A 24175-nucleotide genomic window follows, 5' to 3' on the forward strand; every position below is an offset into this window, starting at 1 on the left:
CTTTCGTTCACGCGGCCATTCCCCGTTGCAATAGCTCGATCGCCAACACCATCACATAGGCGCCGCCCAAGGCCGCCGTCCCGCCAAGGAACAGTTTCAACCGCTGGGCGCGTGCCGTCGCCTGGCCACGGGTCACGACCTCACCGATCGCGCCGATCACCGGCATCCCCATCGTCCGCTGGAGCGACTGTGGCGTGGTGAAGGTCTGGCGCAGCTTGGACAGGGCGAAGGCCGATCCGACGCCGAGCCCCAGCCCCGCCGCGAACACCATGCTGAGCAACAGCATCCGGTTGGGTGCGGTCGGCGCGCGTGGATAGGTCGGCGGGTCGATCTCGCTGAACCGCATGGCATCGGTCTGGTTCCGCGCCTGGCCGCGCAACGCGACCTGTTCGCGCTGGCGGAGCAACTGGTCGTAGCTGTCCTTCAACACCTGGTAGTCGCGATCATTGGCCCCCTGCGCCGCCGTCGCGTCGGGATCGCTCGACAGGCTGGCGTTCAGCCGGTCGAGGTCGTTCTGCAACTGCGACTTGCGGATCTTCAGGCTGGCGAGCTGTGCCTGCTTCTCCGCCGCCATCGACTGCAGCGACATGTAGAGCGGGTTGGGCTGGCCGCCCACCGCGCCACCCGCCGGTTCGGCGCGGACCGCCGCCTGCGCCGCCGCAAGCTGGTTCTTCAGCGCGACGACGTCCGGATGGTTCTCGGTATAGCCGCGTGCCCGCGCATCGGTGAGCTGGCCCTGGATCGTCGCCAGCCGCGCCCGCGCGGGGCTGACCGCCGCACCGCCGCCGTCGCTGACCGCGCGCGGCGTCCCCGCCAACTGGCCTTGCACCGCCGCGAAGCTGGACTGGGCGGCGGCGAGGTCGCTGTCGACCTGCGCCATCTGCGAACGGGCAAGCCCGATCCGGTCCGCGACCGACCCCGTGCCGGGCAGGCCGCCCAGGAACTGGTTCTGATACTGGGCCCGCCGCGCCTCGGCGATCTGGAGCTGTTTCTGCCGGTCACTCAACTGCTTGTCGAGGAAGGTCAGGCTCTGGTTGGTATTGTTGCGATCGCCGACCAGATTGGATTCGACGAAGATGTCGATCAGCTTCTGCGCAACCTGCTGCGCCAGCTTGGGGCTGGACTGGGTGACGGTGAGCTGGAAGATGGTGTCCTGCTGGTTCTCGATCTTGATCGCCGAAGCCAGCGCCGACACGCGCGCCGCGACATCGGCGTCGCTCGACACCGTCGCGGCGAGATCGGTCCCGCGCACCACCTTTTGCAGGTTGATCGCGGAGATCAGCGTCTGGCGGACGCGGTCGACCGAATCCATGTCGTTTGGCTGACCATTGGTCATGCCGTCGGGCAGGATCTGCGAATTCTGGACCGCGATACGTGCCCGCGATTCATATTTGCTGGGGATCTGCGCGACGAACAGCCACCCCACTATGCACACCGCCCAGGCCACCCCCAGCGCCAGCCAGCGGCGGATCCAGATGGCGTGGATCGCGATGCGGATCTCGTCCTGAATGCTCGACACCTGCGATCGACCTCAGAACATCGATTCGGGGATGATGATGACGTCGCCCGGTTCCAGCCGGACATTGGCGCTGGAGTCGCCCTTCCGAAGCAGGTCGTTGATCTGCAACGCATATTCTTGCTGCTTGCCGGTCTGGCGGTCGGTCCGAACCAGCTTGGCCTTGTTACCGGCGGCATATTGGTTCAGCCCGCCCACCGCGATCATCGCGTCGAGCAGCGTCATGTTGGCGCGGTAGGGGATGCTGGCCGGTCGCTCGGTCGCGCCGACGATGCGCACCTGCTGGCTATAGGTCCCCGAAAAATTCTCGACGATCACCGAGACGATCGGATTGGAGACATATTCCGACAGCGCCTTCTTCATGTCGTCGGCGAGCATCGAGGGCGTCTTGCCGACCGCGGACATGTCGTTGACCAGCGGCGTGGTGATGCGACCATCGGGGCGCACCTGGACCTTGGTCGACAGGTCCGGATTGCGCCAGACGAAGATGTTGAGCGTGTCGAGCGGGCCGATCACATATTCCTCGCCCGGCTGCTCCTTGCGCGCGACATAACCGGCCGAGGGCAGCCCGGACTTGTTGCCCGGCGTCGAGCACGCGGTCAGCGTCGAGGCGGCAAGGCCTGCGACCAGAAGGGGACGGGCGAACGATGCCATGCGAACAAGTCTCCTGAACCATCCGGCCCGAACACGGGGACGAAAGGCAAATTGCGCACGGTCGGCTATGCCACCCAATAGGTGAACATAGAGTTATGCCCTTGCGACCGCACCCATCTCTTCCCCGGCGGGGGGATGACCGAGAAAGGCGGCCGGGCTCGCCGACGCGCCATAGGCACCCGCCAGGAAGATCGCGACCACATCGCCGACCTGTCCCGCTGGCAGCGCGACCTTGTCGCCGAGCCGGTCGAGCGGGGTGCAGAGCGGCCCCACGACCGACACCGTCTCCACCGGCTCCGTCCCCATCGCATGGGCCAGCGCCAGGGGATAGTTGCGCCGGACCACCGTGCCGAAATTCCCGCTCGCCGCGAGCTGGTGATTGAGCCCGCCGTCGAGGATCAGGAAGCATTCCCCTCCGCTCTCCTTGCGATCGACGACCCGCGCCAGATACACGCCCGCCTCGGCGACCAGCCAGCGGCCGAGCTCGATCGCGAACCGACTGTCCGCCAGGATCGCGGGCCTGTCGGACACCGCCTGCTCCAGCGCCGCGCCAACCACCTCTATGTCGAGCGCGGTGTCCCCCGCGAAATAGGGTACGCCGAACCCGCCGCCCAGGTTGACCAGCGGCGGCACCTGTCCCGCTTCGTCCGCCAGCCGGGCCGCGAGCGCGATCGTCGCCGCCTGGGTATCGATGATCGCCTGCGGGTCGAGCGCCTGGCTGCCCGCATAGATATGGAAGCCGCGCCAGTCCGCCCCCGCCGCGACCAGTTGGCGAACCAGCGCTGGCACGCGTTGCGCGTCGATGCCGAAGGGCGACGGTCGGCCACCCATCTTCATCCCCGATCCGCGCAGCTCGATATCGGGGTTCACCCGCACGGCGAGGCGAGGCCGAACCCCCAGTCGCTCGGCGATGGCGAGCGCGCGCATCGCCTCCCCCTCCGACTCCAGGTTCAGCGTGACGCCGCCGACGATCGCGGCGGACAGCTCCGCGTCGCGCTTGCCGGGCCCGGCGAAACTGACCGGCCTGCCCAGCCCCGCGACCTTGGCCAGCTCGCCCGCCGAGGCGACGTCGAAGCCGTCGACCATGGCCGCCATCGCCGATAACAGCGGCGCGAAGGGATTGGCCTTGATCGCATAATGAAGATCGATCGACGGGAACGCCGCCCGAAACCGCGCCGCCCGCGCCGCGACGATCGCGGGGTCGTAGACGAACAAGGGCCCGTCCCTGCCCTGCATCCAGTCATTCGCGGTCCGCCCGGCGACGATCAGCGCGCCCTGCTGGCGCGCGAATTCGGGGGGGATGGGCCCCATCGGCTTCATCGGGTGCCGTCCTTGTCCAGCAGCGCCCGGCGCAAGGCGGCGCGGTCGAGCTTGCCGTTCGCGTTGCGCGGCAATTCGTCATGCCAGTCATAGCGGACCGGCTGCATGAAATTGGGGAGGTCGCGCTTCAACCGCGCGCGCAGGCCGGGCTCCGCCGCCGCATCGCCCGCCACTGCCACGACGATCGCCTGCCCCTGCGCCTCGTCGGCCATGCCGATCGCGACCGCCTCGCGCGCCTCGCCGCCCGACAGCACGGCCTCCTCGACCTCCTGCGGGCTGATCCGGTTGCCCGCGACCTTTATCATCTCGTCATCGCGCCCGATGAAGCGGAGCAGTCCGTCCGAGCCCTCGACCACGGTATCGCCCGACCAGACCGCACGCGGCCATCCCGGCGCGGGGCGGAAACGCCGTGCCGTCCGCTCGGCATCGCGCCAATAGCCCTGCGCGACCAGCGGCCCGGCATGGACCAACTCACCGGGCTCTCCCGTCGCCGCCGGGCTGCCATCGGGACGCAGCACCATCAGTTCGGCGAAGGGGATCGCCCGCCCGATCGCATCGGGGTGCGCGTCGATCAGCGCCGGGTCGAGATAGGTCGAGCGAAACGCCTCGGTCAGGCCGTACATGGCGTAGAGATCCGCCGCCGGAAACCGCTCGCGCAGGCCCCGGACCAGCCGCTCGGTCAACGCGCCGCCGGAATTGGTCAGGCGGCGGATCGGCGCGATCGCCTCCTCCGGCCATGTCGCCGAAAGCAATTGTGTCCACAGCGGCGGCACGCCGGCGATCGTCGTCGCAGCGGTCCGCGCGACGGCCTTCACCACGTCTCGAGGGGTCAGATAGTCGAGCGGTGCCACCGCACCACCCGCCGCCCAGGTCGAGAAAAGCTGGTTCTGCCCATAGTCGAAGCTGAACGGCAGGACCGCGAGGACGCGGTCGTCGGACGCCATCCCGAGATAGCTCGCCACCGACACCGCGCCGTACCAGAGGTTGGCATGGCTCAGCATCACGCCCTTCGGCCGCCCGGTCGACCCCGAGGTGTAGAGGATCGCCGCCAGCGTATCGGGGTCGGCGGCCGAGGGGGGCAACCTATCCCCCTCGCCCAGCTCCACGACCAGCCGCGTCGAGGCGGGGACATCGCCATCCTCCAGCGTCGCCGCGCGCGGCGCCTGGGTCAGCAGCATCGCGGCCCCGCTATCGGCCAGGATATGCGCGACCTGCGCCCGCTTGAGCAGCGGATTGACCGGCACATGCACCAGCCCCGCTCGCGGCGCCGCGAGCGGCATCAAGGCGGCAGCGCGCGTCTTGGGCAACCAGCTCGCCACCCGGTCGCCCGGTGCGAAGCCCTGCGCCGCGAGCCACCCGGCAAGCCGGGCGACGGCATCCTCGATTTCGGCATAGCTCAGCGTGCCCTCACGCAGGATCAGCGCGGGCGCGTACGCCGCGCCGCGAAGGACATGGTCGATCGGATAGGCGGTCGGATCGAGGGTCATCGGGCCATCTACAGGGCGCGAGGGGATAAAGTCGAGCCAAGGCGGGCATGGCACTCGCCGTGCCCGGCAAGAGGTGTGAGTCCACTGCCACTCGCCTACTGGGGAGGGCCTGGGTTTCCGGCACGCGCCACGCACCCGAACCCGCTTCCGGCAAAACTCGAAAAGCAGAAGCGGCGGGCTTAACCCGAAACCGTGTCCCCTCCCCCAACCCCCTCCCGCCTGCGGGAGGGGGCTTGGTCCAGCCCTCGCCGCCAGTCCACCGCCACTCCCCTCCCGCAAGCGGGAGGGGCTGGGGGAGGGCCTGGGTCTCCTGCACGCGCCACGCAGCCGAACCCGCTTCCGGCGAAACTCCAAAAGCAACAGCGGCGGGCTTAACCCGAAACCGCGGCCCCTCCCCCAACCCCCTCCCGCCTGCGGGAGGGGGCCAGGTCCAGCTCTCGCCGCCAGTCCGTCGCCACTCCCCTCCCGCAAGCGGGAGGGGCTGGGGGAGGGCCTGGGTCTCCCGCACGCGCCACGCTCCCGAACCGTCTGCCAGCAACGCCACGATCGAAGCCGCCACCTTGTCCCACCGCAACCCCGAAGCCTTCGCCGGTTGCCCAACGCCCGTCGCCGCACTAACGCTTGTCGCAGAGACACGAACAGCGGGACGACAGGGTTTGGAACTCCAGGCGAGCGGAGATGTGGAGGCGACGGTGCGCGGCGTGCTGGCCGATGTGCTGGGGCTGTTGCCGGAGCGCGTCGCGGGCTTTCATGCCGGGACGCCGCTGTTCGGCGCGCTTCCCGAACTGGACTCGATGGCCGTCGCGGGCGTGCTGACCGAGCTCGAGGATCGGCTCGGCATCCTGATCGAGGATGACGAGGTCGATGGCGAGATGCTGGAGACATTCGGCCAGCTCGTCGCCTTCGCCAACGCCAAGGCGCCCGCTTGATCGACCATTATGACTGGCCCGGCGGGCGCGAGGCGATGTTGCGCTTCGGTCCCGCCCAGGGGCCGGTCGTCCTGGTCGCGCTGCCTTTCTGGGAAGAGGCCAATCGCATGCGCAGCGTCGCGGTGGCGATGCTGCGGCGGCTCGCCGATCACGGCATCGGCGGCGCGCTGCCCGACTGGCCGGGCACGGGGGAAAGCCTGGTCGAGACCGAACGCACCAGCCTGATGCAATGGCGTGACGCGCACCAGGCGGCGGCCGAGGCGCTGGGCGATCGCCGTTGCTATGGCGTGTCGATCCGGGGGGGAGCGTTGGTCGACGGCTTCGCGCTGCTGGCGGGGCGGTGGCACCTGACGCCGATGACAGGCGAAGCCGTGCTGCGCGACGTGATCCGGCTACGCGCGGCGGCGGGTCTGCGCGGCGACGACCATGGCCTGTTCGGGGCGGAGTCCCCCGTCCGGGTCGCGGGCAATCGCGTATCGCCGCATTTCCTGGCGGGACTGGCGGGCATGGTGCCGTTCGATGAGCCGGACACCCCCCGCCGCGTCGTCCGGCTCGGCCATGACCGCGCCGCCGCCGACCGTGTGATCGACGCCGTCCCCCCCTGGCGCCGCGCCGAACCGCAGGACGACCCGGCGCTGGCGACGATATTGGCGCAGGACATCGCCTCATGGATCGCCGCATGCGAAGGCTGATCGCCTTTCCCTGCCACGACGCCACCCTGTTCGGCACGCTGGACGAGGGGACGCAGCCGACCGGACTGCTCATCGTATCGGGTGGCAACGAACCGCGCATGGGCGCCCATCGCGGCCAGTCGATAGTGGCGGCGCGGATCGCCGCGCGGGGCTATCCGGTGTTCCGCTTCGACCGGCGGGGGGTCGGCGACAGCGAGGGGGTGAATGGCGGCTGGGAGACGAGCGGCCCCGACATCGCCGCTGCCGCTGCGGCCTTTGCCGAGCATGGCGGCTGTAGCCACATGGTCGGCTTCGGCAATTGCGACGCCGCCGCCGCCCTCGCGCTGTTCGGGCAGGAGGCTGGACTGGCGCGCATTCTCCTGTCCAATCCGTGGCTGGCCGACGAGCCCGATCCCCTGCCCCCGGCCGCCGCGATCCGCCGCCATTATGCGCGCAAGCTCATCGATCCGCGCGAATGGCTCCGGCTGGCTCGCGGCGCGGTGGACATGGGCAAGCTGCGCCAGGGATTGACCAAGATCGCCGCGCCCCCCGCCCCGCTCGACGCGACGGCGGCACCGCTGCTCGGGGCGATCGCCGGATGGGGCGCGGATGCCGACATCGTCGTCGCGCGGGGCGATGCGACGGGCGTGGCATTCCGCGCGGCGGCACGGAGCCAGAACTTCGCGATCGAAGCGCTTCCGACGGACTCGCACAGCTATGCCGACGCGCTCGACCGGCTCGAGCGAGCGATCCTCGCGCGTCTTGCCGCTCCGATATCGGACGGGGCGAGCCGAGATCGCGACGTCGCACGGGAACTGAAAAATAGCGGTTAATATGTTTTAAGATCAGGATTTTTACCGGAACGGCTCTCCGCCCCGTTTATTGGACCGGGCAAGGAGAGACGGTCCATGAACGAACGCCCTACCCCACCCCAGCCAGAGCAGCAGCAGGCCATGCCCGGCCAGACCGAGGCGATGGACCCGCGCCCCGATCATGGCGAGCATAGCTATGTCGGCCATGGCAAGCTGACCGACAAGAGGGCGATCATCACCGGTGCGGACAGCGGCATCGGTCGCGCGGTCGCCATCGCCTTCGCGCGGGAGGGCGCGGATGTGGTGATCGCCTATCTCTCGGAGGACGAGGACGCGGCCGAAACCCAGCGGCTGGTCGAGCAGGCGGGCCGAAAGGCGCTTCTGATCCCCGGCGATGTGAGCGATCCGGCGCATTGCCGCACCATCGTCGAACGCACCGTCCAGACCTTTGGCCGGGTCGACATATTGGTCAACAACGCCGCGCATCAGGCGAGTTTCCAGAAGGTCGAGGACATCAGCGACGAGGAGTGGGAGGTAACCTTCGCCACCAACATCCATGCGATGTTCTATCTGGTGAAGGCCGCGCTGCCGCATATGGGCGAGGGTTCGTCGATCATCAACACGACCTCGATCAACGCGGACAAGCCCAACCAGCAGTTGCTGGCCTATGCGACGACCAAGGGCGCGATTCACAATTTCACCGCCGGGCTGGCGCAGATGCTCGCCGAGAGGAAGATCCGGGTGAACGCCGTGGCGCCGGGCCCGGTCTGGACGCCCTTGATCCCGTCCACCATGCCACCCGAAGCGGTGAAGAGTTTCGGCCAGCAGACGCCGATGGGCCGCGCCGCGCAGCCCGCCGAACTCGCGCCGCCCTATGTCCTGCTGGCGAGCGGCGAGGCCAGCTACATCAGCGGCGCGACGATCCCCGTAACCGGCGGCACCCCCTTCCTCTGATCCCAACCCAAGGAGCGATGATCCATGGCATCCCTACCCAATGACGTCGTCGCGGCGGTCTTCGTCGCCGGCCTGAAGAACGCCCATGCCGTCGAGCATCAGGCGCTGGCGCTGATCGACCGGCAACTCGATCATCTGTCCAACTATCCCGACGTGGCCGATCATCTGCGGATGCACCGGGGCGAAACGGAGCAGCAGATTGTCCGGCTGGAGGATATCCTCGATGGCTTCAACGAAAGCCGGTCGCTGCTGAAGGATGCGGCGCTCAGCTTGTCTGGCAATATGGCCGCGCTCGGGCACACCTTCGCCCCCGACGAGATCCTGAAGAACAGCTTTGCGAACTTCGCCTTCGAGAATTTCGAGGCGGCCAGCTATAAATCCTTGTTGACCATCGCCGATGTCGGCGGGTTCGGCACCGCCACGCCGCTGCTGACCCAATCGCTGAACGAAGAGCTTTCGATGGCCGCCTGGGTCGACGAGAACAATGCGACGCTTACCCGCCGCTATCTGGAACGCCGCGCGGCGGGGGAAACCGCGAGCCACTGATCGGCGGTCTCGCTATCGAAAGCGGCGAGCCAGGCACGCTGCCGGGGTCGTTTGAACGAGAGCCTCTTCAGAAAGCGGACATGAACCCGCCCCGAGCCATCCGGCCCGGGGCGGTGTCGCATCAGGCACCGACCGGTATCGTCTTGCCCGTCGTCCGGTCCAGCGCCCTGGCGGTCAACAGGTCCAGCGCGGTGGCGACCGCCACGAATCCGATCGCGCCCCATATCGCCTGCCGACCCGGTGAGCGTCGCGCCGAAAAGGCCAGCGTCCCCAGATCGAGCAGGTCGCCCGCCACCCGGTTCCACACCCGTGCCGAATGGGCCGGAGCCTGGAGCAGGCCGACGCCGGCCACCACCTCGCGTATGCCATAGGCTTTGACGGTCCGGGCGCCTCCCGGCACGGACAGGCGCTCGGCGATCCGGCGCGAGGCGAACAGTTCGGCGGCACCGAGCGCGAGCGAAAAGAGGCCGAGGCCCAAGCTGACGGATTTGGCGTTCATGATGATCCCTCGTCGATGAAGTGGGTCTCCGGGCAACGCGAGCCCCCCTCGAGCCTTTCCACAAATCGATATAGGTCAGTCACTTAATCCCATATCGACAGCAGCGGCCGATCGGTGCCGAGCCAATCCTGCACTTGCCTCAATTGTCCTGCTCGGCCAGTCTGATGCGATGATCCTTCCCCTGCTCCTCGCCGCCGCCGCCCCCGCCGCCGCGACGCCCGCCGCCGCCCCGTCCCCCGCCCGATTGAAAGCCGATGTCGAGGCACTGGTCGGTTTCGGCACGCGGCACACCGCCTCCACCGTCGGCGATCCCAAGCGCGGTATCGGCGCGGCGCGCGACTGGGCGGCCAGGCAGTTCGAGACGATCGGTCAGGGCTGTAACGGCTGCATCACCGTCGAGCGGATCAATCGCCGCTTCATCGGCCCGCGCGCGCCGGGGGGCGTGATGGTGGAGGACGTGCTGGGCATCCAGCGCGGCCGCGATCCCAACCGCGTGGTCATCGTCGGCGCGCATATCGACAGCCGGGTGACCGACGTGATGGATACGACCTCGGACGCGCCGGGTGCCAATGACGATGCCTCGGGCGTGGCGCTGGTCCTGGAGGCGGCGCGGCATTTGTCCAAGCAGCAATTCGACGCGACCATCGTCTATGCCGTCTTCTCGGGGGAGGAACAGGGGCTGTGGGGCGCGACCCTGCTCGCCGACACCGCCAAGGCACGCAACTGGCGCGTCTCGGCGATGCTGAACAACGATATCGTCGGCAACACGGTCGGCCAGGGCGGCGTGCGCGAGGCGCGATGGGTCCGCGTCTTCTCCGAGGGCATCCGATCGTCCGAGGATCTTCCCCAGCAGATGCAGCGGCGCGGCAATGGCGGCGAGGATGACGGGCCCAGCCGCGCTCTGGCCAAGGCGATCGACGGGGTCGCGGCGAAGCTGGGCGGACTCGACGTGTTCCTCGACCGGCGGCCCGACCGGTTCGGTCGTGGCGGCGATCACGAGCCGTTCCTGAAGCTCGGCTATCCCGCCGTCCGCTTCTCGGTCGCGAACGAGGATTGGGACGCGCAGCATCAGGATCTGCGCAAGGAGGGCGCGATCGCCTATGGCGATACGATCGACAAGATGGACTTTCCCTATCTGGCGAAGGTCACCGCGATCAACATCGCCACGCTGGGTCGGCTGGCGGCGGCACCGGCCGCACCCGACAAGGTGACGATCAGCGGCGCGCTGTCCCGTGATACCCAGGTCGAATGGGCGCCGGTGCCGGGCGCGGTCCGCTACCGCGTCCACTGGCGCCGCAACGACGCGCCCGACTGGACCCAGTCGCGTGACGTGACGGAGACCAAGGCGGTCCTGTCCCAGACCCCGGTCGACGACCATTTCGTCGGCGTGTCGGCGGTTGCGGCGAACGGGGCGGAGAGCCTGGTCACCTTCGGCGGGCGTTGACGGATGGAAGTGGGATGCCGCCCCGAGGGAGTGAACGGAGCGGCATCCCGATTTTCAACCCGGCGTCTCTCGGGTTGAAAGCCCCCCTGGGGGAGAGGGTCAGCGGCGCGACGCGCGGCCACTCGCACGGGCGCGTCGCGGCGTCGATCCTGTGATCTCGGTCGTGGTGGTCGTCGTTGTCGTGGTAACCGGCGCTCCCTGTACCACAACCGTCGTCGTCGTGGGAGCAGGATAATAATAGCCGCCATCGTAATAACCTGGCTGGCCCGAGGCGAGCGTGCCGACGGTCGTCGTGGTGGTGACGGTGGTGCCGTCGCGCGTCTCGATCCGGCGGCCCATGGCGGGCGGAGGCGGCGGGGGCGCATAGCCGTCCGAATAGGCATAACCGGGCGCGCCGTAATCGTCATAGCCCGGCGGCATGTGCCGCCGCCGGTCCTCGGCGCGGTCGATGGCATAGCCCGCCGCCGCACCGACGCCCGCGCCGATCAGCGTACCGCCAAGCCGGTTGCCGCGCCCGGCGATGACATTGCCAGCGACCCCGCCCGCGACCGCCCCGATCGCTGCGCCGCCAAGGCCGTCGTCGCGACGCACCGGCGGCGGATAGCCCGCGCCCGCATAGGCCGATTCCCCGCTACCGTCCCAATCCAGGCCGGGCACGCTGTCATAGACGGTGCCGCGCGGATCGATCAGGATCGCATCGTCATAATAGCGCGACCAGCGATAACCCATTGGCGGCCGTGGCAAGGGATAGCGCGACCAGTCGTCGACGGCGAAGCGCCGGTCGTTCCAATAGGTGGGCAGCATGGTCCCGCGAACCGGTCGGCGATAGGCCGCCCAACCACCCGGCGCATTCGCACCGCCCCACCAGCGGCCCTCGATACGGCTGCCCCAGCGTGCGCCGCGCGCGGGCGGCGCACCGACCGTGCTGGTCGATACCACCGGGCGCGCCGGGGAAGCGGATGCGGGCGGGGCGATATCGGGACGCGGATAGCGCGCCCCCGCCTGTCCGGACGCCGGAGCACCCGACGCCAGGCCCATGGCCATGCCGGTCGACAGCGCGATCAGATGCGGCATTCTGCGCATGGCGAGACCCAATTCCCCTGTTCATGGCCGCGACGCTCCTGTCGGGTCGCTGGCGAAACCAGGATTTGATACCAGCGGCCTAGCCGTGTCGGAAGCATCACCGCGCGTCCCGAATCGGGTCAGGCGGGTCAGGCGACGATGCGTGGGGCCAGCAGGGTCATCAACGCCTCACAGCCCGCCTGATCCTCCTCGTCGAAGCGACCGGGCACGGGGCTGTCGAGATCGAGCACGGCGATGACCGCGCCGTCGTGCAGGATCGGCACCACCAGTTCCGACCGGCTGGCCGCGTCGCAGGCGATATGGCCGGGGAATTCGTGGACATCGGCGACCCGCTGCGTCCGCGCGGTGGCGACGGCGGTGCCGCACACCCCCTTGCCGACGGGGATCCGGATGCACGCCGCCTTGCCCTGGAACGGCCCGAGCACGAGCTCGCCGCCAACCATGCGATAAAAGCCGGACCAGTTGAGGTCGGGCAGATACTGGCCGATCAGCGCGGCGGCGTTCGCCATGTTGGCGATGGCATCCGCCTCCCCGCTGGTCAGCGCGTCGAGCGCGACGTGAAGGTCATGATAAAGCTCCGCCTTCGATCCGGCGGCGATGTCGAACTGGTACATGCGGCGGATGTACGCGGCCATGTGCCCGGCGTCATCCCCTCACTTTCCGCGAACCTGCCGGGCGCCCATATCCCGGCCATGACCTTCGACCTCGGCAAGGCAATGCGTCGCAAGGAGGAGCATGAATCCGCGCGGCTGGAGGATTTCGCGTTTCGGCGGCGCGTGCGTGCCACGCGGCTGCTGGCGGAGCGACTCGATCTCGACCCGCTCCTCGTTCCGGCTTGGGTGGCCGGGCATGGCGAGGCTTCGCTGATCGATCGCCTTGCGACCCTGTCGTCCCACCGAGCCGACACGGTGGCACAGCTTTACCAGGACTGTCTCGCCAGCGCGTACCGTGAACTGGTTGCGGAACGCGGCGATCCCACCCCGCATCGGCTGGCATGAACTCGGCGTTCGGCCGTGCTTGCGCGCCCCGGTTTATTGTCTTACAAATCGCCCGATAAAATGACAGGAGAGGTCGTGCCCGCCGTGCCATCAGACGTGACGCCCGCCTATATCGCGATCGACTGGGGCACCACCAATCGCCGAATCTATATCCTGGCCGATGACGGTGCGATGATCGATACGGTGCGTGACGATCGCGGCGTACTGGCGATGCGGCCCGAGGACTATCCCGCCGAGATCGCGGCGATCCGCCAGCGCTTCGGCGCGCTGCCGGTGATCGCGGCCGGCATGATCGGGTCCACGCGCGGCTGGCGCGAGGCGGCCTATGTCCCCGCCCCCGCCGACCTGCCGACGCTGGCGCGGGCCGCGACGCGGATCGTCGAGGAGGATGTCGTGATCGTCCCCGGCGTCTCGCTGCTGACCGACAGCCGCGCCGACGTGATGCGCGGCGAGGAGGTGCAGGTACTGGGCGCGATCGCGGCGGGTCTCGCCCCCGCCGACGCCCTGTTCGCGCAGCCCGGCACCCATAACAAATGGGTCCATACCGAAGCGGGGCAAATCACCGACTTCGCCACCACCATGACGGGGGAGCTGTTCGCGCTGGTCAAGGGGCACGGCATACTCGCCGGGATGCTCGACGGCCCGGTGGCCGACGGCATGGCGTTTCGCGACGGCCTGACGCGGGGCAGCGGCGCGTGCGACCTGACGGCGGCGCTGTTCGGCGTGCGCGCCGCCGTCCTGCTCGGCCGCATCGCGCCGGAAGACGCCGCCGCCTACGCCAGCGGACTGCTGATCGGCAGCGACATCGGCGCGGTGCCCGATATCGCGGGGCGCAGCGTCCACCTCTTGTCGAGCGGGCTTCTCGCCGACCTCTACACCATCGGAATCCGGCAGCGGGGCGGCGATGTCGTCGCGCTCGACAGCCATGCCGGGTTCCTTGCCGGACTTCACGCCATTCGGGAGCATTTGTCATGACGGACCCCGCCCAAAATCCTGCACAAGCGCAATTCGACAGGGCCTTCGCCGCCTGTCCGCTCGTCGCCATCCTGCGCGGCCTGACCCCCGACGAGGCGATTCCCGTCGCCGACGCACTGGTCGAGGCGGGCTTCACCCTCATCGAGGTGCCGCTCAACTCGCCCGATCCCTATGACAGCATCGCGGCGATCGCGGCGCATGTCGGGGACCGGGCAATCGTCGGCGCTGGCACCGTGCTGACCACAAACCAGGTCGACCAGGTAAAGGCGGCGGGCGGCACGCTGATCGTCTCGCCCAATACCGACACGCAGGTGATCGCGCACAGCGTCGCGCAAGGGCTGATCTCGCTGCCCGGCTATTTCTCGCCGTCCGAGGCCTTCGCCGCGCTGAAGGCGGGGGCGCACGGCCTGAAGCTGTTCCCGGCGGAGGGCGCCTCGCCCAGCTTCCTGAAGGCGCAGCGCGCGGTGCTGCCGCGTGACGTGGCGGTGCTGGCGGTTGGCGGCATCACGCCCGACAACATGGCCGAATGGCGCGCGCATGGCGCGGACGGCTTCGGGCTTGGTTCCAATCTCTATCGCGCGGGCAAGCCGGCGGCGGATGTCGCCGTGTCGGCGCGCGCTTATGTCGAAAAGGCACGCTGATACCGATGACCGACACGATCCGTCTCGCGCTGGTCGGCATGGGCAAGATCGCCCATGACCAGCATGTCCCCGCCATCGCGGGGAACCCGGCCTTTGAACTGGTCGCGACCGTCAGCCGCTCGCCCAACGGGGTCGAGGGCGTGCCGCATTTCCATGACATCGCCGAACTCGCCGCCAGCGACGTGACGGTGGACGCGGTGGCGCTCTGCACCCCGCCGCAGGTCCGCCACGCCATCGCCGCCGCCGCGCTGGCGAACAACTGGCACGTATTCCTCGAAAAGCCGCCGGGGGCGACGCTCGCCGAGGTGGCGGTGCTGGAAGAACTGGCGGCCAAGGCGAACGTCACGCTCTTCGCGAGCTGGCATTCGCGCTATGCGCTCGGCGTCGAGCCCGCGCGCGAGTGGCTGTCGACCCGCAAGGTCACCTCGGCGGCGATCACCTGGCGCGAGGACGTGCGGCAATGGCATCCTGGCCAGGCGTGGATTTGGGAAGCGGGCGGCTTCGGCGTGTTCGATCCGGGCATCAACGCGCTGTCGATCGCGACGCACATCCTGCCCGAGCCGTTCTTCATCGAGCGCGCGACACTGGACTTCCCCGCCAATCGCGACGCGCCGATCGCCGCCGACGTGGCGTTCCGCACGACGGACGGCACGCCGGTGACGCTCGACCTCGACTGGCGGCAGGAGGGCCATCAGAGCTGGGATATCGTCGTCGAAACCAAGGACGGGACGCTGAAGCTGGCCGAGGGCGGTGCGGTTCTCACCCTGCCCGACGGCTCGACCCCGCATCAGGAGGAAGGGCTGCACGGGGAGTATCCGGGCCTTTATGCCCGCTTTGCCGAGTTGGTGACGGGCGGTCGGTCGGACGTCGACATCGCCCCGCTGCGCCACGTCGCCGACGCCTTCATGCGCGGCAAGCGGCGTGAGGTGGAAGCCTTCGTGGAGTGATCGCGTTTCGGGGGTGATCCCCGGGCCCTCGATCGCTTGGGGAATAAAAATAAGGCCGGTTGTCCCGTGGGACGACCGGCCTTTTCAGTTCAGGGATTGGCAAGGGGCCGAAGCCCCTCGCCGGGGGGGGAAGCTTAGAAGTTGATCGTGGTCCCGATCGCGATGTTGCGACCCAGCGAGTCGTAACGCTGCGGGATGGTGTTCGTCCGCGCCAGGCTGATATTGTACGAATCCGGCACGATCGGCGCGGACCGGTCGAGCAGGTTGTTGGCGATCAGGCGCAGCGAGAACTGCTTCGCGATCGCGAAGTTGAGCGCCAGGTCGAAATAGTTCTGCGGCGCGACCCGGTAGAAGTTGGTCAGCGCACGATCCGGCGTGCCACCGATCGCGGGATCGCCCGAGTTGTTGGCGTTCGTCAGCGAACCGACATAGCGCCAGTTGAACGACGCGCTGAACTTCTTGTCGAGCGTCGTGTAGGTCGTGCGCAGGCCATGGCTCCACTTCGGGATGAGCTGACCGCAGCCATTGCCGTAATAGCCCGCGCAGTTGCGGTTCGGCTGGAGCGGCGAGTCCTGGCCACCGGCATTGGTGGTCAGCGAGCCGTTGAAGCTGAAGTCCAGGCGGCCGATCGCGACCAGGTTCAGGGCATATTGCGCCTGGAAGTCCCAGCCCTGCGCGACCGAGGTGTAGTAGTTGGTCGTGCCTTGGCGGATATAGCCGCCGTTGAACAGCGTGCCGGTCGTTGGATTGCGGACGATCCCCTGACAGAAGAACTGGTCGCCGCCCGAACGCAGACAGCCATCGGTGTAATAGCTGTAGTCGTTATAGCCGAGCGAGTTGTCGATCTTGATCCGGTAGCGATCGACCGAGAAGACCAGCCCCTTGATGAAGCGCGGCTTCAGGACCAGGCCATAGGTTTGGGTATAAGCGGTTTCCGGATCGGCGGTGAAGCCGCCCGACTGTACCGCGCAGGCGGCGCTGCCATTGGGGGCGGTGCCGTTGCTGCACAACAGGCTCTGGCTGCCGTACAGCGCGTCCGACAGGCCCGTCGCGCGACAGACCTCACGCGATGCGATCGGCGCGCCATAGGTGACGCCGTTCGGACCGGGGATCGGCGTGGGGGCGCAGAAGTCGGTGAAGGTGCCGGCACCGCCATTCGCGAACGCGATATTGGTCGCCTGGCGGATCTCGACCACGGTCGGCGCGCGCTGCGCCTTGTTGAACGAGGCGCGGAAGGTGATGTCGCTGACCGGTGCCCAGACGCCCTCGACCTTCCAGGTGTTGAAGGCCTTGGGATTGCTGCTGTACTTCGACACGCGGTAGCCGCCGTTGAGCTGGACCAGCTCGGCGAACGGCTTGTGCTCGATCAGCGGGGCCTGGACCTCGATATTGGCCTCGAGCACGTCCTGGCTCAGATCGGTGTCGGCCCCGCCGACCGCGTTCAGATAGGCGGTGTCGGCGCGCGACTTCAGCGTGTCCTTGCGATATTCGGTGCCCAGCGCGATCGCCAGGCCCTGCTCGGCGAACGGCGAAGTGATGCCGTAGCTGGTCAGGTCGCCCGTGACGTTCGCCTGAACGTCGTACAGCGTGCCGATCGTCTGGTTGGTGCCGGTGCTGAACAGATAGTTGATGAGGGCGGGGTCGGTATTGCCCGCGCTGAAGATATCGAAGGGCACGCAGCCTGCCGCACCGTTGGCGCAGATCGGATTGGCCGCCGTACCGCCGACATTGACCGCATTCTGCAGGTTGCCGGGGACGCGGATGCTGGGGATGTAATCCTGATGGTTGCGCGCATAGACGCCGCCGACGTCATAGGTCCACGCATCGCCCACCTTGCCGCGCACGCCGCCCGTCAGGCGCAGGCCGGTGTTGATGTAGGTGTCGGGGCGATCGTTGTTCTCGCCCAGGCGATAGGCGAGCGTGACCGGCACGCTGGTCAGCCCGGTGCCGCAACCGATCGCGGTCGCCTGCGAACCCGACAGATAGGGGTTGTTGCAGTTGACGTTGACGGTGCCGCTCGCGATCGTCGGATAGTTGTTGTACGACTTGTCGCGGAACCAGATGCCCGAGGCATAGAGCTCGGCTTCGGGCGCGAGGTCGAGCGTGGCGAAACCACCCGCATTCACCCGCTCCGACGGACGCTGATAGGCATAGCCGCTGAAATAGTTGGAGGCGTTGCCCGGCCCGGCGGCGAACGGCACGAAGGTGCGCGTACCGTTGGGATTGTTGACATATTGCGCGCCCTGGTTCGGGCCGACCTGCGGCGTGATGAGGCCGCTGGTCGAGCTGCTCGGCGTCAGGCCGCACGAGAGCGGGCCGTTCTGCTGAAGCTGGGTCAGGTAACAGCCCGAGTTGGACCGCGCATCGACACCGATCTCGCTGGTCTGACGGTAATTGACGAAGCCGCTGACGTGCAGCTTGTCGTCGAGCAGCTTGGTGCCCGCCGTCAGCGTCAGGTCGGCGCGGCCGCCGTCATTGGCCAGGCCGCGTGCGCTGCCGAAGCCGGCCGCCCGCGCGAGCGGCGACACGATCGTGTCACGGTTGTTGTGGTTGAAGAAGTTGTAGTTGGCGTCGAGCTGAACGCCCTCGAAATCCTTGCGCAGGACGAAGTTGACGACGCCCGCGACCGCGTCCGAACCATAGACCGACGAGGCGCCACCGGTCAGCACGTCGACGCGCTGCAGCAACGAGGTCGGGATGATGCCCGTATCCTGGCCGTTCTGCGTGCCCAGGCGCTTGCCGTCGATCAGGACCAGCGTGCGCTCGAAGCCCAGGCTGCGCAGCTTGATGCGCTGGCGACCGTCGGAGTCGTTATAGGTCTGCTGGCTGTCGGGCGCGACCTGCGGCAGGCGGTTCAGCACGTCCTCGACATTGACGGCGGCCTGCGCCTGGATGTCCTGGCGCGTGACCGAGGTGATCGGCGCGGCGGACGCGAGATTGGGGCGCGAGATGCGCGTGCCGGTGACGATGACCTCGCCGTCGTTGCTCGCCTGCGGCGTGCCGGAGATCGCCGCCGAACGCGTCGCGGCGGCATCGGCGCTCAGCGCGGCGTCGCTGTTCTGATTGGTAGCGCTGTCATCCTGCGCGGTGGCCGACCCGGCCTGCTGCGCGAATGCGGGCGCAGCGAGCATCATCGATGCGGCCGACAGGGCCAACCAAGATGCGGACTGGTGGATTTTCATACAACTCCCCTACGTCCCGGTTGATGGGCTACCGGGTGCGCGGGAACGACAATGCTTTTGTCATATTCCGTCAATACCTAATGAATACCACTGCATAACCCATTCGGTTATTCGGTTAACGGTGTAACCTCAAAGACACAAATTCAATCGATTCAATGCTTTGGTATAATATGTCTTGGCGATTGGCCTGAACGATCACGCTATCCGATAGCGTTCCCAACGAATCGTGAATTGCCGATCCGTATATTGGTTTCATATCGGTCGACCCACCGGGCTTGCAGCATGGGCATTCCCCCCGCACAATCGGGCATCGATGGTGCGCCACGCACAGCAAATGGGGACGGGACGGATGCAACAAGGTCGGCGCGGGTTTCTGGGCGGCATCGCCGCGTTCACCGGTGCGGGCGCGCTGACACGGGCGGCGCCGCTGTCCGCACAGGCGGCGACGGGGCGCGCCACGATCGTGTCGACCTGGGACTTCGGCGCACCGGCCAACGACGCCGCCTTCGCCGCCGGGCGCGCGGGCGGTTCGCTGATCGACATGGTCGAGGCGGGCGTGAAGGTGCCGGAGGCCGATCCCAACAATCATTCGGTGGGCTATGGCGGCTATCCCGATCGCGACGGGCACGTCACGCTGGACGCGGTGATCATGGACGATGCGGGCGGGGTCGGCGCCGTCGCCGCGCTGGAGGATACGGTCCATGCCATTTCGGTGGCGCGCGCGGTGATGGAGCACACGCCCCACACCTTCCTGGTCGGCGAGGGAGCGACCCGGTTCGCGCGTGATCGCGGCTTTCCCCGGGTGGACCTGCTGACCCCCGAAGCCGAGAAGGCCTGGCGCGACTGGCTCAAGACGCAGAACTATCGCCCCGTCGCCAATAGCGAGACCGGGACCTATGGCACCGGCCGCCCCGGCACGCCGGGTGGCGCGCTCGATCACGACACGATCGGGATGCTGGCACGCGATGCGAGCGGACGGATGGCGGGAGCGTGCACGACATCGGGCATGGCGTTCAAGATGCGTGGCCGGGTGGGAGACTCGCCGCAGGTCGGATCGGGACTCTATGTCGAACGCGGCGTCGGCGGCGCGACCTCGACCGGGCTGGGCGAGGAAGTGACGCGCACCTGCGGCACCGCGCGGGTCGTCGCATCGATGCGACACGGAATGACGCCGCAGGCGGCGTGCGAGGAAGCGGCGCGGCATATCGCCAGCTTGCGCGGCGATGCGATCAAGGGGGTACAGGTCGGCTTCCTGGCGATGGACACGGCCGGACGGATCGGTGCGTTCTGCCTGTTGCCGGGCTTCACCTATGCGGTGACCGACGCGGCCGGACGGACACGGGTGGAAAAGGCACCGTCGCTGTTCAGGGCCTGATGAATTCCTCCCCGGCACGGGGAGGGGGACCATCCGGAGGATGGTGGAGGGGGGCTTCCACAAGGAACGTTCTCTGCGGCCCGCCCCCTCCACCAGGGCTACGCCGCGGTCCCCCTCCCCGTGCCGGGGAGGATCAGTCGGCCTCTCCGCCATCGGCGATCAGGGCGTTCAGGTCGCGCAGCGCCTTGACCAGCCCCAGTCCGCGCGGGCCCGCGATATAGCGCGGCGCCCATTCGGGCTGGAACTTCTCCTTGTAGGCGCGCAACCCGCGAAAGCCGTAGAAGCGCTCGCCATGCCGGAAGACCAGCGCCGCGACCTTGGCCCAGGTCGGCGCCATCCGCCGCCCGACGACCCCGGACAACGGCGCGAGGCCCAGTGCGAAGCGGGCATAGCCCTCCGCCTGTCCCCACAGCATCAGCTCGACGAACAGATAGTCCATGACCCCGCCGGGCGCGTCCTCGACATGCCGCATCAGGTCGACGGACAGCTCGCGCTTGTCCCCCGCCTTCCAGATATTGGCGAAGGCGACGATCCGCCCCTCGACCCGCACGATCGCGCAATCGGTCAGCGCGAGATAGTCGGGATCGAACCGCCCCAGGCTGAACCCCTTCTCGCCATGCCCCTTGGCCGCCAGCCAGTCGTCGGATACCGACTTCAGCTCGGGCAACAGCGACGGCACCTGCGCGGCCGGGATGATCGCGAAACTCGCATTCTCGCGCGTGCGGAACCGGTTGAGCGTCTGGCGAAGCCCGCGCATACGCCCGCCCTCCAGCGCGAAACCGGCCAGGTCGATCAGCGCCTCCTCGCCATATTTGATGATCTGCAACCCCATCTCGATCGCGATCTCCAGCGCGTCGGGGGTGATCTGGTAGAGCAGCAACCGCCCCTGCGCCGCATCGGCCAGCGTGCGGAGCTGCCACAGCAGGTCGGCCCAGGCGGCACGCGGGCCGACCGGATCGCCCATCGCGATCCAGCTGGTGCCGCGCACCTGGTACATCACGAAGGCGTCGCCCTCGGGCGAGAACAGGAAGCGCTTGTCGCCGAGCAGCGCCAGTGCGGCATCGGTCCGCTCGGCCTGTTCCACGATCGACAGGACCTGCGCCATCGCCGGGTGATCGGCCTCGCCCGGCGGCGCGGCGAGGAACAGCCGCCAGACGCCCGCCGCCGCGAGCATGACGGCCACACCCAATCCGGCGCGAAGAAAGCGCGAGGCATCGTCCGACAGTGCGAACCGCCACCAGAGCGATTCCTGATAATCGACATGCTTATAGGCGAAGAAGCCGATCCAGCCGGTGCCGACGATCACCACCGCCACGCTGAACAGCCAGGCGGGCGAGAGCGGCCGCGCGACGAGCGACGTGCGACGATAAAAGGCGCGTCGGCTCATCTGCAGGAACAACGCGATGCTCAGGCAGACCGCCGCCTCCTCATAGTCGATACCCTTTGCCAGCGAGAACACCGCCCCCGCGACGAGCAGCGCGCGCGCCGCCAGGCTCGCCCCGTCCAGCCGTCGATAGAGCCCCGGCGCGAGCAGCAGCAGGCCGGTGCCGACCAGGCTGGCGGCGAAATGCGATGCCTCGATGAAGGGCAGCGGCACGATATGGACGAGTTGATGGACGCGCTGCGGAATGGCGGGCAGCGATCCCGACAGCAGCAGGATCGCGCCACCGCCGAAACAGGCCGCGCTGAGCAGCGTCGGCGCGATCCCCAGCATCACCCGCCTGATGTCGCGCAGCGCCTTGACCGGCCGCCGCCGTGCCTCGTCCCATGCCAGCAGCGCGATGCCGAAGGCCAGCGGGATCAGATAGTAAAGGACACGGTAGGCGATCAGCGCGGCGAACAGCTCGGTCCGGTTGGCGGGCACGGTCGCCAGCACCACCGCCTCGAACACCCCGATGCCGCCGGGCACATGGCTGACCAGCGCGACGATGATCGCCATCGCATAGGCGAGGATGAAGGCGGGGAGCAGGTCGGGCGCGGCGCCCGGCAACAGCACGAAGAGCGCGGCGCTGGCGCAGGTGAGATCGAGCGTCGCGATGCCGCCCTGTGCCAAGGCCTGCGTCGCGGTCGGCAGGGGCACGCTCCACGCACGCCAACCCACCCGGCGTCCGGGCCGCAGCGCGCACAGCAGGATGAGCAGCAGCGCCACCGCCACCACCGCACCGCCCAGCCAGCGGACGACGGCCTGATCCAGAACCAGTGCCTCGACGGTGATCGGCCCGTCATGGAACAGCAGGCCCAGCCCGGTGACGGTGAACACCCCGAACCAGAAGGTCGCGCTGGCGATCGCGATGACGCGCGCGATGTCGGGTCCGTCCAGCCCCGCCGCGGCATAGACGCGGTAGCGCGCCGACCCGCCGGTCAGCAGCGCCAGTCCCAGATTGTGGCTGAGCGTGTAGCTGGTGAAGGAGGCCATGGCGGCGGTGCGCCAGCGCAGGGGACGCCCGATCACGCGCAGCGCGATCACGTCGTAGAAGGTCAGCGCGATATAGCTGGCGATGGTCAGTGCGATCGACAGCGCGATCTGATGCGGATCGATCGCGTAGAAGGCGGATCGGACATCGGCCAGGCGTATCTGGCGAGTCAGGTGGTGCAGCGCCGACAGGCCGAGCGCGACCAGCAGAACGACCGCGCCGACCGCCAGATAACCGCGCCGGGCCTTCGCATAGGCGGCCAGCCGTTCGAGCATCGCCACGGGACGCGACGCCTCCGTCACGCCCTGTAACCTGTCACGACCGTCATGGCCGGATTAGCCGTCATCATATCCCCGCTCACGCGCACCCTGTTCGTTATTACCGTTACTTGGCGGTGGCGTAGCGCGGCATAGAACCGGCGGCGCCCTCCCCGCCTTACGGCGGCATGACAAGTTCGTCATCCGGGTCGGTGCCGCCTTGATGACAGAAGCGTCATGCTTCGCCCACCCTTCGCTCAGGTGCCTCTGCCTAAAAGGTGATGGTGAAAGGAAAGTTCATGCCCGCCGCCTACCAGGCCATCACCGTCGTGACCGCCGTCGCCGCATCGCGCGCAGCGGGCGTGCCGGGATCGGTGCGCCGGTGAAGGGGCTTCGCATCGTCGGCTGGAGCGCGGGGCTCGCCGCACTGACGGGTGGCGCGGTGGTCGCGCTGCTCGTCGGGCATATGCCGCTCCATGCGGGCACGCGCGCGCCGTCGATGCTCTATGGCGCGACCTTCGCGCCCGCTGGCGAGGATCGGCCGGGGCTGGTCGTGACCAGCGTGCGCAGCTACGTGGCCGATGACGCTTCCGCCGGAACCAAGCCGCCACTCCAGGTCGGCGACACCGTCCTCGCGATCGACGACCGGCCCGCCACCTCCCTCTCCCTGCTGCGCGAGGAAGCGGCGCGCGGCGGCGATTCCCCCGTCCGGCTGCGCGTCGCGCGCGACCATGGCCTCATCACGATCACGCTGCTAAGAAGCGGGTCGGGAGGACTTCGTGGCCAACAGGATATTGCTGATCGAAGATGATCGCTCGACGGCGGACTATATCGCCAACGGGTTGCGGGAAGAGGGATTCCTGATCGATCATGCCGCGAACGGACGCGACGGCCTGTTCCACGCGACCGACGGCACCTATGACTGCATCATTCTCGACCGGATGCTGCCCGGCATGGACGGCATGTCGGTGCTCGCCGCGATCCGCGCCGCCGGGATCGATTCGCCCGTGCTGATCCTGTCCGCCCTGTCCTCGCCCGAGGACCGGGTCGCGGGGCTGACCTCGGGCTCCGACGATTACCTGACCAAGCCCTTCGTCTTCGCCGAACTGCTGGCGCGGGTTCGGCTGCTGATCCGGCGGGGCGGCACGACGGGCGCCGCGGTGCAGACCAAGCTGGTGTGCGACGATCTGGAGATGGACCTGCTCGCGCACCGGGTACGGCGTGCGGGCAAGCCGATCGACCTGCAGCCGCGCGAATATCGACTACTCGAATATCTGCTACAGCATGTCGATCAGGTCGTGACCCGCACCATGTTGCTGGAGGGGGTGTGGGATTTCCATTTCGACCCCAACACCAACGTCACCGACGTGCATATCAGCCGCCTGCGCAAGAAGATCGATGAAGGCTTTGCCCGCCCGCTTCTCCATACGGTTCGCGGTTCGGGCTACAAGCTGGGCGTCGAGAAATAGCG

The 24175-nt window shown here is 68.1% G+C and carries 22 protein-coding genes; 13 read left to right on the forward strand and 9 right to left on the reverse strand.

All coding sequences use genetic code 11. The features are described 5' to 3' along the window. Positions 1–7: 7 nt before the first annotated feature. The 4 genes from LRP66_RS05635 to LRP66_RS05650 form a co-directional block, all read right to left on the reverse strand. Complete coding sequence (locus tag LRP66_RS05635) at positions 8–1519, reverse strand: XrtA system polysaccharide chain length determinant (protein ID WP_230481537.1); 1512 nt, start codon at positions 1517–1519, stop codon at positions 8–10. 12 nt (positions 1520–1531) lie between these two features. Further along, on the reverse strand, positions 1532–2170 hold the full coding sequence (locus tag LRP66_RS05640) for an XrtA/PEP-CTERM system exopolysaccharide export protein (protein ID WP_230481538.1): 639 nt from the start codon (positions 2168–2170) through the stop codon (positions 1532–1534). Between the two features lie 93 nt (positions 2171–2263). Further along, positions 2264–3490 (reverse strand): pyridoxal-dependent decarboxylase, exosortase A system-associated, encoded by a 1227-nt coding sequence (locus LRP66_RS05645; RefSeq protein ID WP_230481539.1) that lies wholly within the window; start codon positions 3488–3490, stop codon positions 2264–2266. Then, complete coding sequence (locus LRP66_RS05650) at positions 3487–4977, reverse strand: AMP-binding protein (protein WP_230481540.1); 1491 nt, start codon at positions 4975–4977, stop codon at positions 3487–3489. Before LRP66_RS05650 ends, LRP66_RS05645 begins: the two co-directional genes overlap by 4 nt. A 656-nt stretch (positions 4978–5633) precedes the next feature. Between LRP66_RS05650 and LRP66_RS05655 the strand changes: the two genes are divergently transcribed. From LRP66_RS05655 to LRP66_RS05675, 5 genes are all read left to right on the forward strand, one after another. After that, complete coding sequence (locus tag LRP66_RS05655) at positions 5634–5906, forward strand: acyl carrier protein (protein ID WP_230481541.1); 273 nt, start codon at positions 5634–5636, stop codon at positions 5904–5906. Then, the gene (locus LRP66_RS05660) at positions 5903–6598 is read left to right on the forward strand and encodes a hypothetical protein (RefSeq protein ID WP_230481542.1); all 696 of its coding nucleotides are present in this window, start codon (positions 5903–5905) and stop codon (positions 6596–6598) included. Before LRP66_RS05655 ends, LRP66_RS05660 begins: the two co-directional genes overlap by 4 nt. Continuing rightward, positions 6586–7410, forward strand: a complete 825-nt coding sequence (locus tag LRP66_RS05665) for a hydrolase 1, exosortase A system-associated (RefSeq protein WP_230481543.1) — start codon at positions 6586–6588, stop codon at positions 7408–7410. The genes LRP66_RS05660 and LRP66_RS05665 overlap by 13 nt, the downstream gene beginning before the upstream one ends. Before the next feature lie 75 nt (positions 7411–7485). Beyond that, positions 7486–8343: an SDR family oxidoreductase gene (locus LRP66_RS05670; RefSeq protein WP_230481544.1), complete on the forward strand. Its 858-nt coding sequence runs from the start codon at positions 7486–7488 to the stop codon at positions 8341–8343. Between the two features lie 24 nt (positions 8344–8367). Next, entirely contained in the window at positions 8368–8889 is a 522-nt protein-coding gene (locus LRP66_RS05675; protein WP_230481545.1) for a ferritin-like domain-containing protein, read from the forward strand. A 121-nt stretch (positions 8890–9010) separates the two neighbouring features. Here the strand turns inward: LRP66_RS05675 and LRP66_RS05680 are convergent, their stop codons facing one another. Then, on the reverse strand, positions 9011–9388 hold the full coding sequence (locus LRP66_RS05680; RefSeq protein WP_230481546.1) for a hypothetical protein: 378 nt from the start codon (positions 9386–9388) through the stop codon (positions 9011–9013). 169 nt (positions 9389–9557) lie between these two features. On the opposite strand from LRP66_RS05680, the gene LRP66_RS05685 reads away from it, so the two are divergent. Then, positions 9558–10832 (forward strand): M20/M25/M40 family metallo-hydrolase, encoded by a 1275-nt coding sequence (locus LRP66_RS05685; protein ID WP_230481547.1) that lies wholly within the window; start codon positions 9558–9560, stop codon positions 10830–10832. A gap of 99 nt (positions 10833–10931) precedes the next feature. Here the strand turns inward: LRP66_RS05685 and LRP66_RS05690 are convergent, their stop codons facing one another. Next, positions 10932–11915 carry an RcnB family protein gene (locus LRP66_RS05690; protein ID WP_230481548.1) on the reverse strand — a complete coding sequence of 328 codons (984 nt, stop codon included), beginning with the start codon at positions 11913–11915 and terminating at the stop codon, positions 10932–10934. A gap of 128 nt (positions 11916–12043) precedes the next feature. Next, positions 12044–12529 (reverse strand): GAF domain-containing protein, encoded by a 486-nt coding sequence (locus LRP66_RS05695; RefSeq protein ID WP_230481655.1) that lies wholly within the window; start codon positions 12527–12529, stop codon positions 12044–12046. Positions 12530–12550: 21 nt separating this feature from the next. Between LRP66_RS05695 and LRP66_RS05700 the strand changes: the two genes are divergently transcribed. The 4 genes from LRP66_RS05700 to LRP66_RS05715 all read left to right on the forward strand — a co-directional run bounded on the left by LRP66_RS05700 (position 12551) and on the right by LRP66_RS05715 (position 15476). Further along, positions 12551–12913 (forward strand): hypothetical protein, encoded by a 363-nt coding sequence (locus LRP66_RS05700; protein WP_230481549.1) that lies wholly within the window; start codon positions 12551–12553, stop codon positions 12911–12913. Positions 12914–12997: 84 nt separating this feature from the next. Further along, entirely contained in the window at positions 12998–13888 is an 891-nt protein-coding gene (locus LRP66_RS05705) for a 2-dehydro-3-deoxygalactonokinase (RefSeq protein ID WP_230481656.1), read from the forward strand. Beyond that, positions 13885–14529, forward strand: a complete 645-nt coding sequence (locus LRP66_RS05710) for a 2-dehydro-3-deoxy-6-phosphogalactonate aldolase (protein ID WP_230481550.1) — start codon at positions 13885–13887, stop codon at positions 14527–14529. Before LRP66_RS05705 ends, LRP66_RS05710 begins: the two co-directional genes overlap by 4 nt. Positions 14530–14534: 5 nt before the next feature. Then, positions 14535–15476, forward strand: coding sequence for a Gfo/Idh/MocA family protein (locus tag LRP66_RS05715; RefSeq protein WP_230481551.1), 942 nt, complete (start codon positions 14535–14537; stop codon positions 15474–15476). Between the two features lie 134 nt (positions 15477–15610). On the opposite strand, the gene LRP66_RS05720 is transcribed toward LRP66_RS05715, so the two are convergent. After that, the gene (locus LRP66_RS05720) at positions 15611–18658 is read right to left on the reverse strand and encodes a TonB-dependent receptor domain-containing protein (protein WP_230481552.1); all 3048 of its coding nucleotides are present in this window, start codon (positions 18656–18658) and stop codon (positions 15611–15613) included. A gap of 349 nt (positions 18659–19007) precedes the next feature. Here LRP66_RS05720 and LRP66_RS05725 point away from each other — a divergent pair, with 349 nt between their 5' ends. Next, entirely contained in the window at positions 19008–20033 is a 1026-nt protein-coding gene (locus tag LRP66_RS05725) for a N(4)-(beta-N-acetylglucosaminyl)-L-asparaginase (RefSeq protein WP_230481553.1), read from the forward strand. 133 nt (positions 20034–20166) lie between these two features. Here LRP66_RS05725 and mprF read toward each other — a convergent pair whose 3' ends face one another. After that, complete coding sequence (gene mprF, locus LRP66_RS05730; protein ID WP_443026662.1) at positions 20167–22749, reverse strand: bifunctional lysylphosphatidylglycerol flippase/synthetase MprF; 2583 nt, start codon at positions 22747–22749, stop codon at positions 20167–20169. Between the two features lie 337 nt (positions 22750–23086). On the opposite strand from mprF, the gene LRP66_RS05735 reads away from it, so the two are divergent. Both LRP66_RS05735 and LRP66_RS05740 read left to right on the forward strand, forming a co-directional pair. Beyond that, positions 23087–23515, forward strand: a complete 429-nt coding sequence (locus LRP66_RS05735) for a hypothetical protein (RefSeq protein WP_230481554.1) — start codon at positions 23087–23089, stop codon at positions 23513–23515. Next, complete coding sequence (locus tag LRP66_RS05740; protein WP_230481555.1) at positions 23484–24173, forward strand: winged helix-turn-helix domain-containing protein; 690 nt, start codon at positions 23484–23486, stop codon at positions 24171–24173. Before LRP66_RS05735 ends, LRP66_RS05740 begins: the two co-directional genes overlap by 32 nt. The last annotated feature ends 2 nt before the right edge of the window (positions 24174–24175 follow it).

The sequence above is a fragment of the Sphingomonas sp. Leaf21 genome, from assembly GCF_916858675.1.
Classification (GTDB): domain Bacteria; phylum Pseudomonadota; class Alphaproteobacteria; order Sphingomonadales; family Sphingomonadaceae; genus Sphingomonas.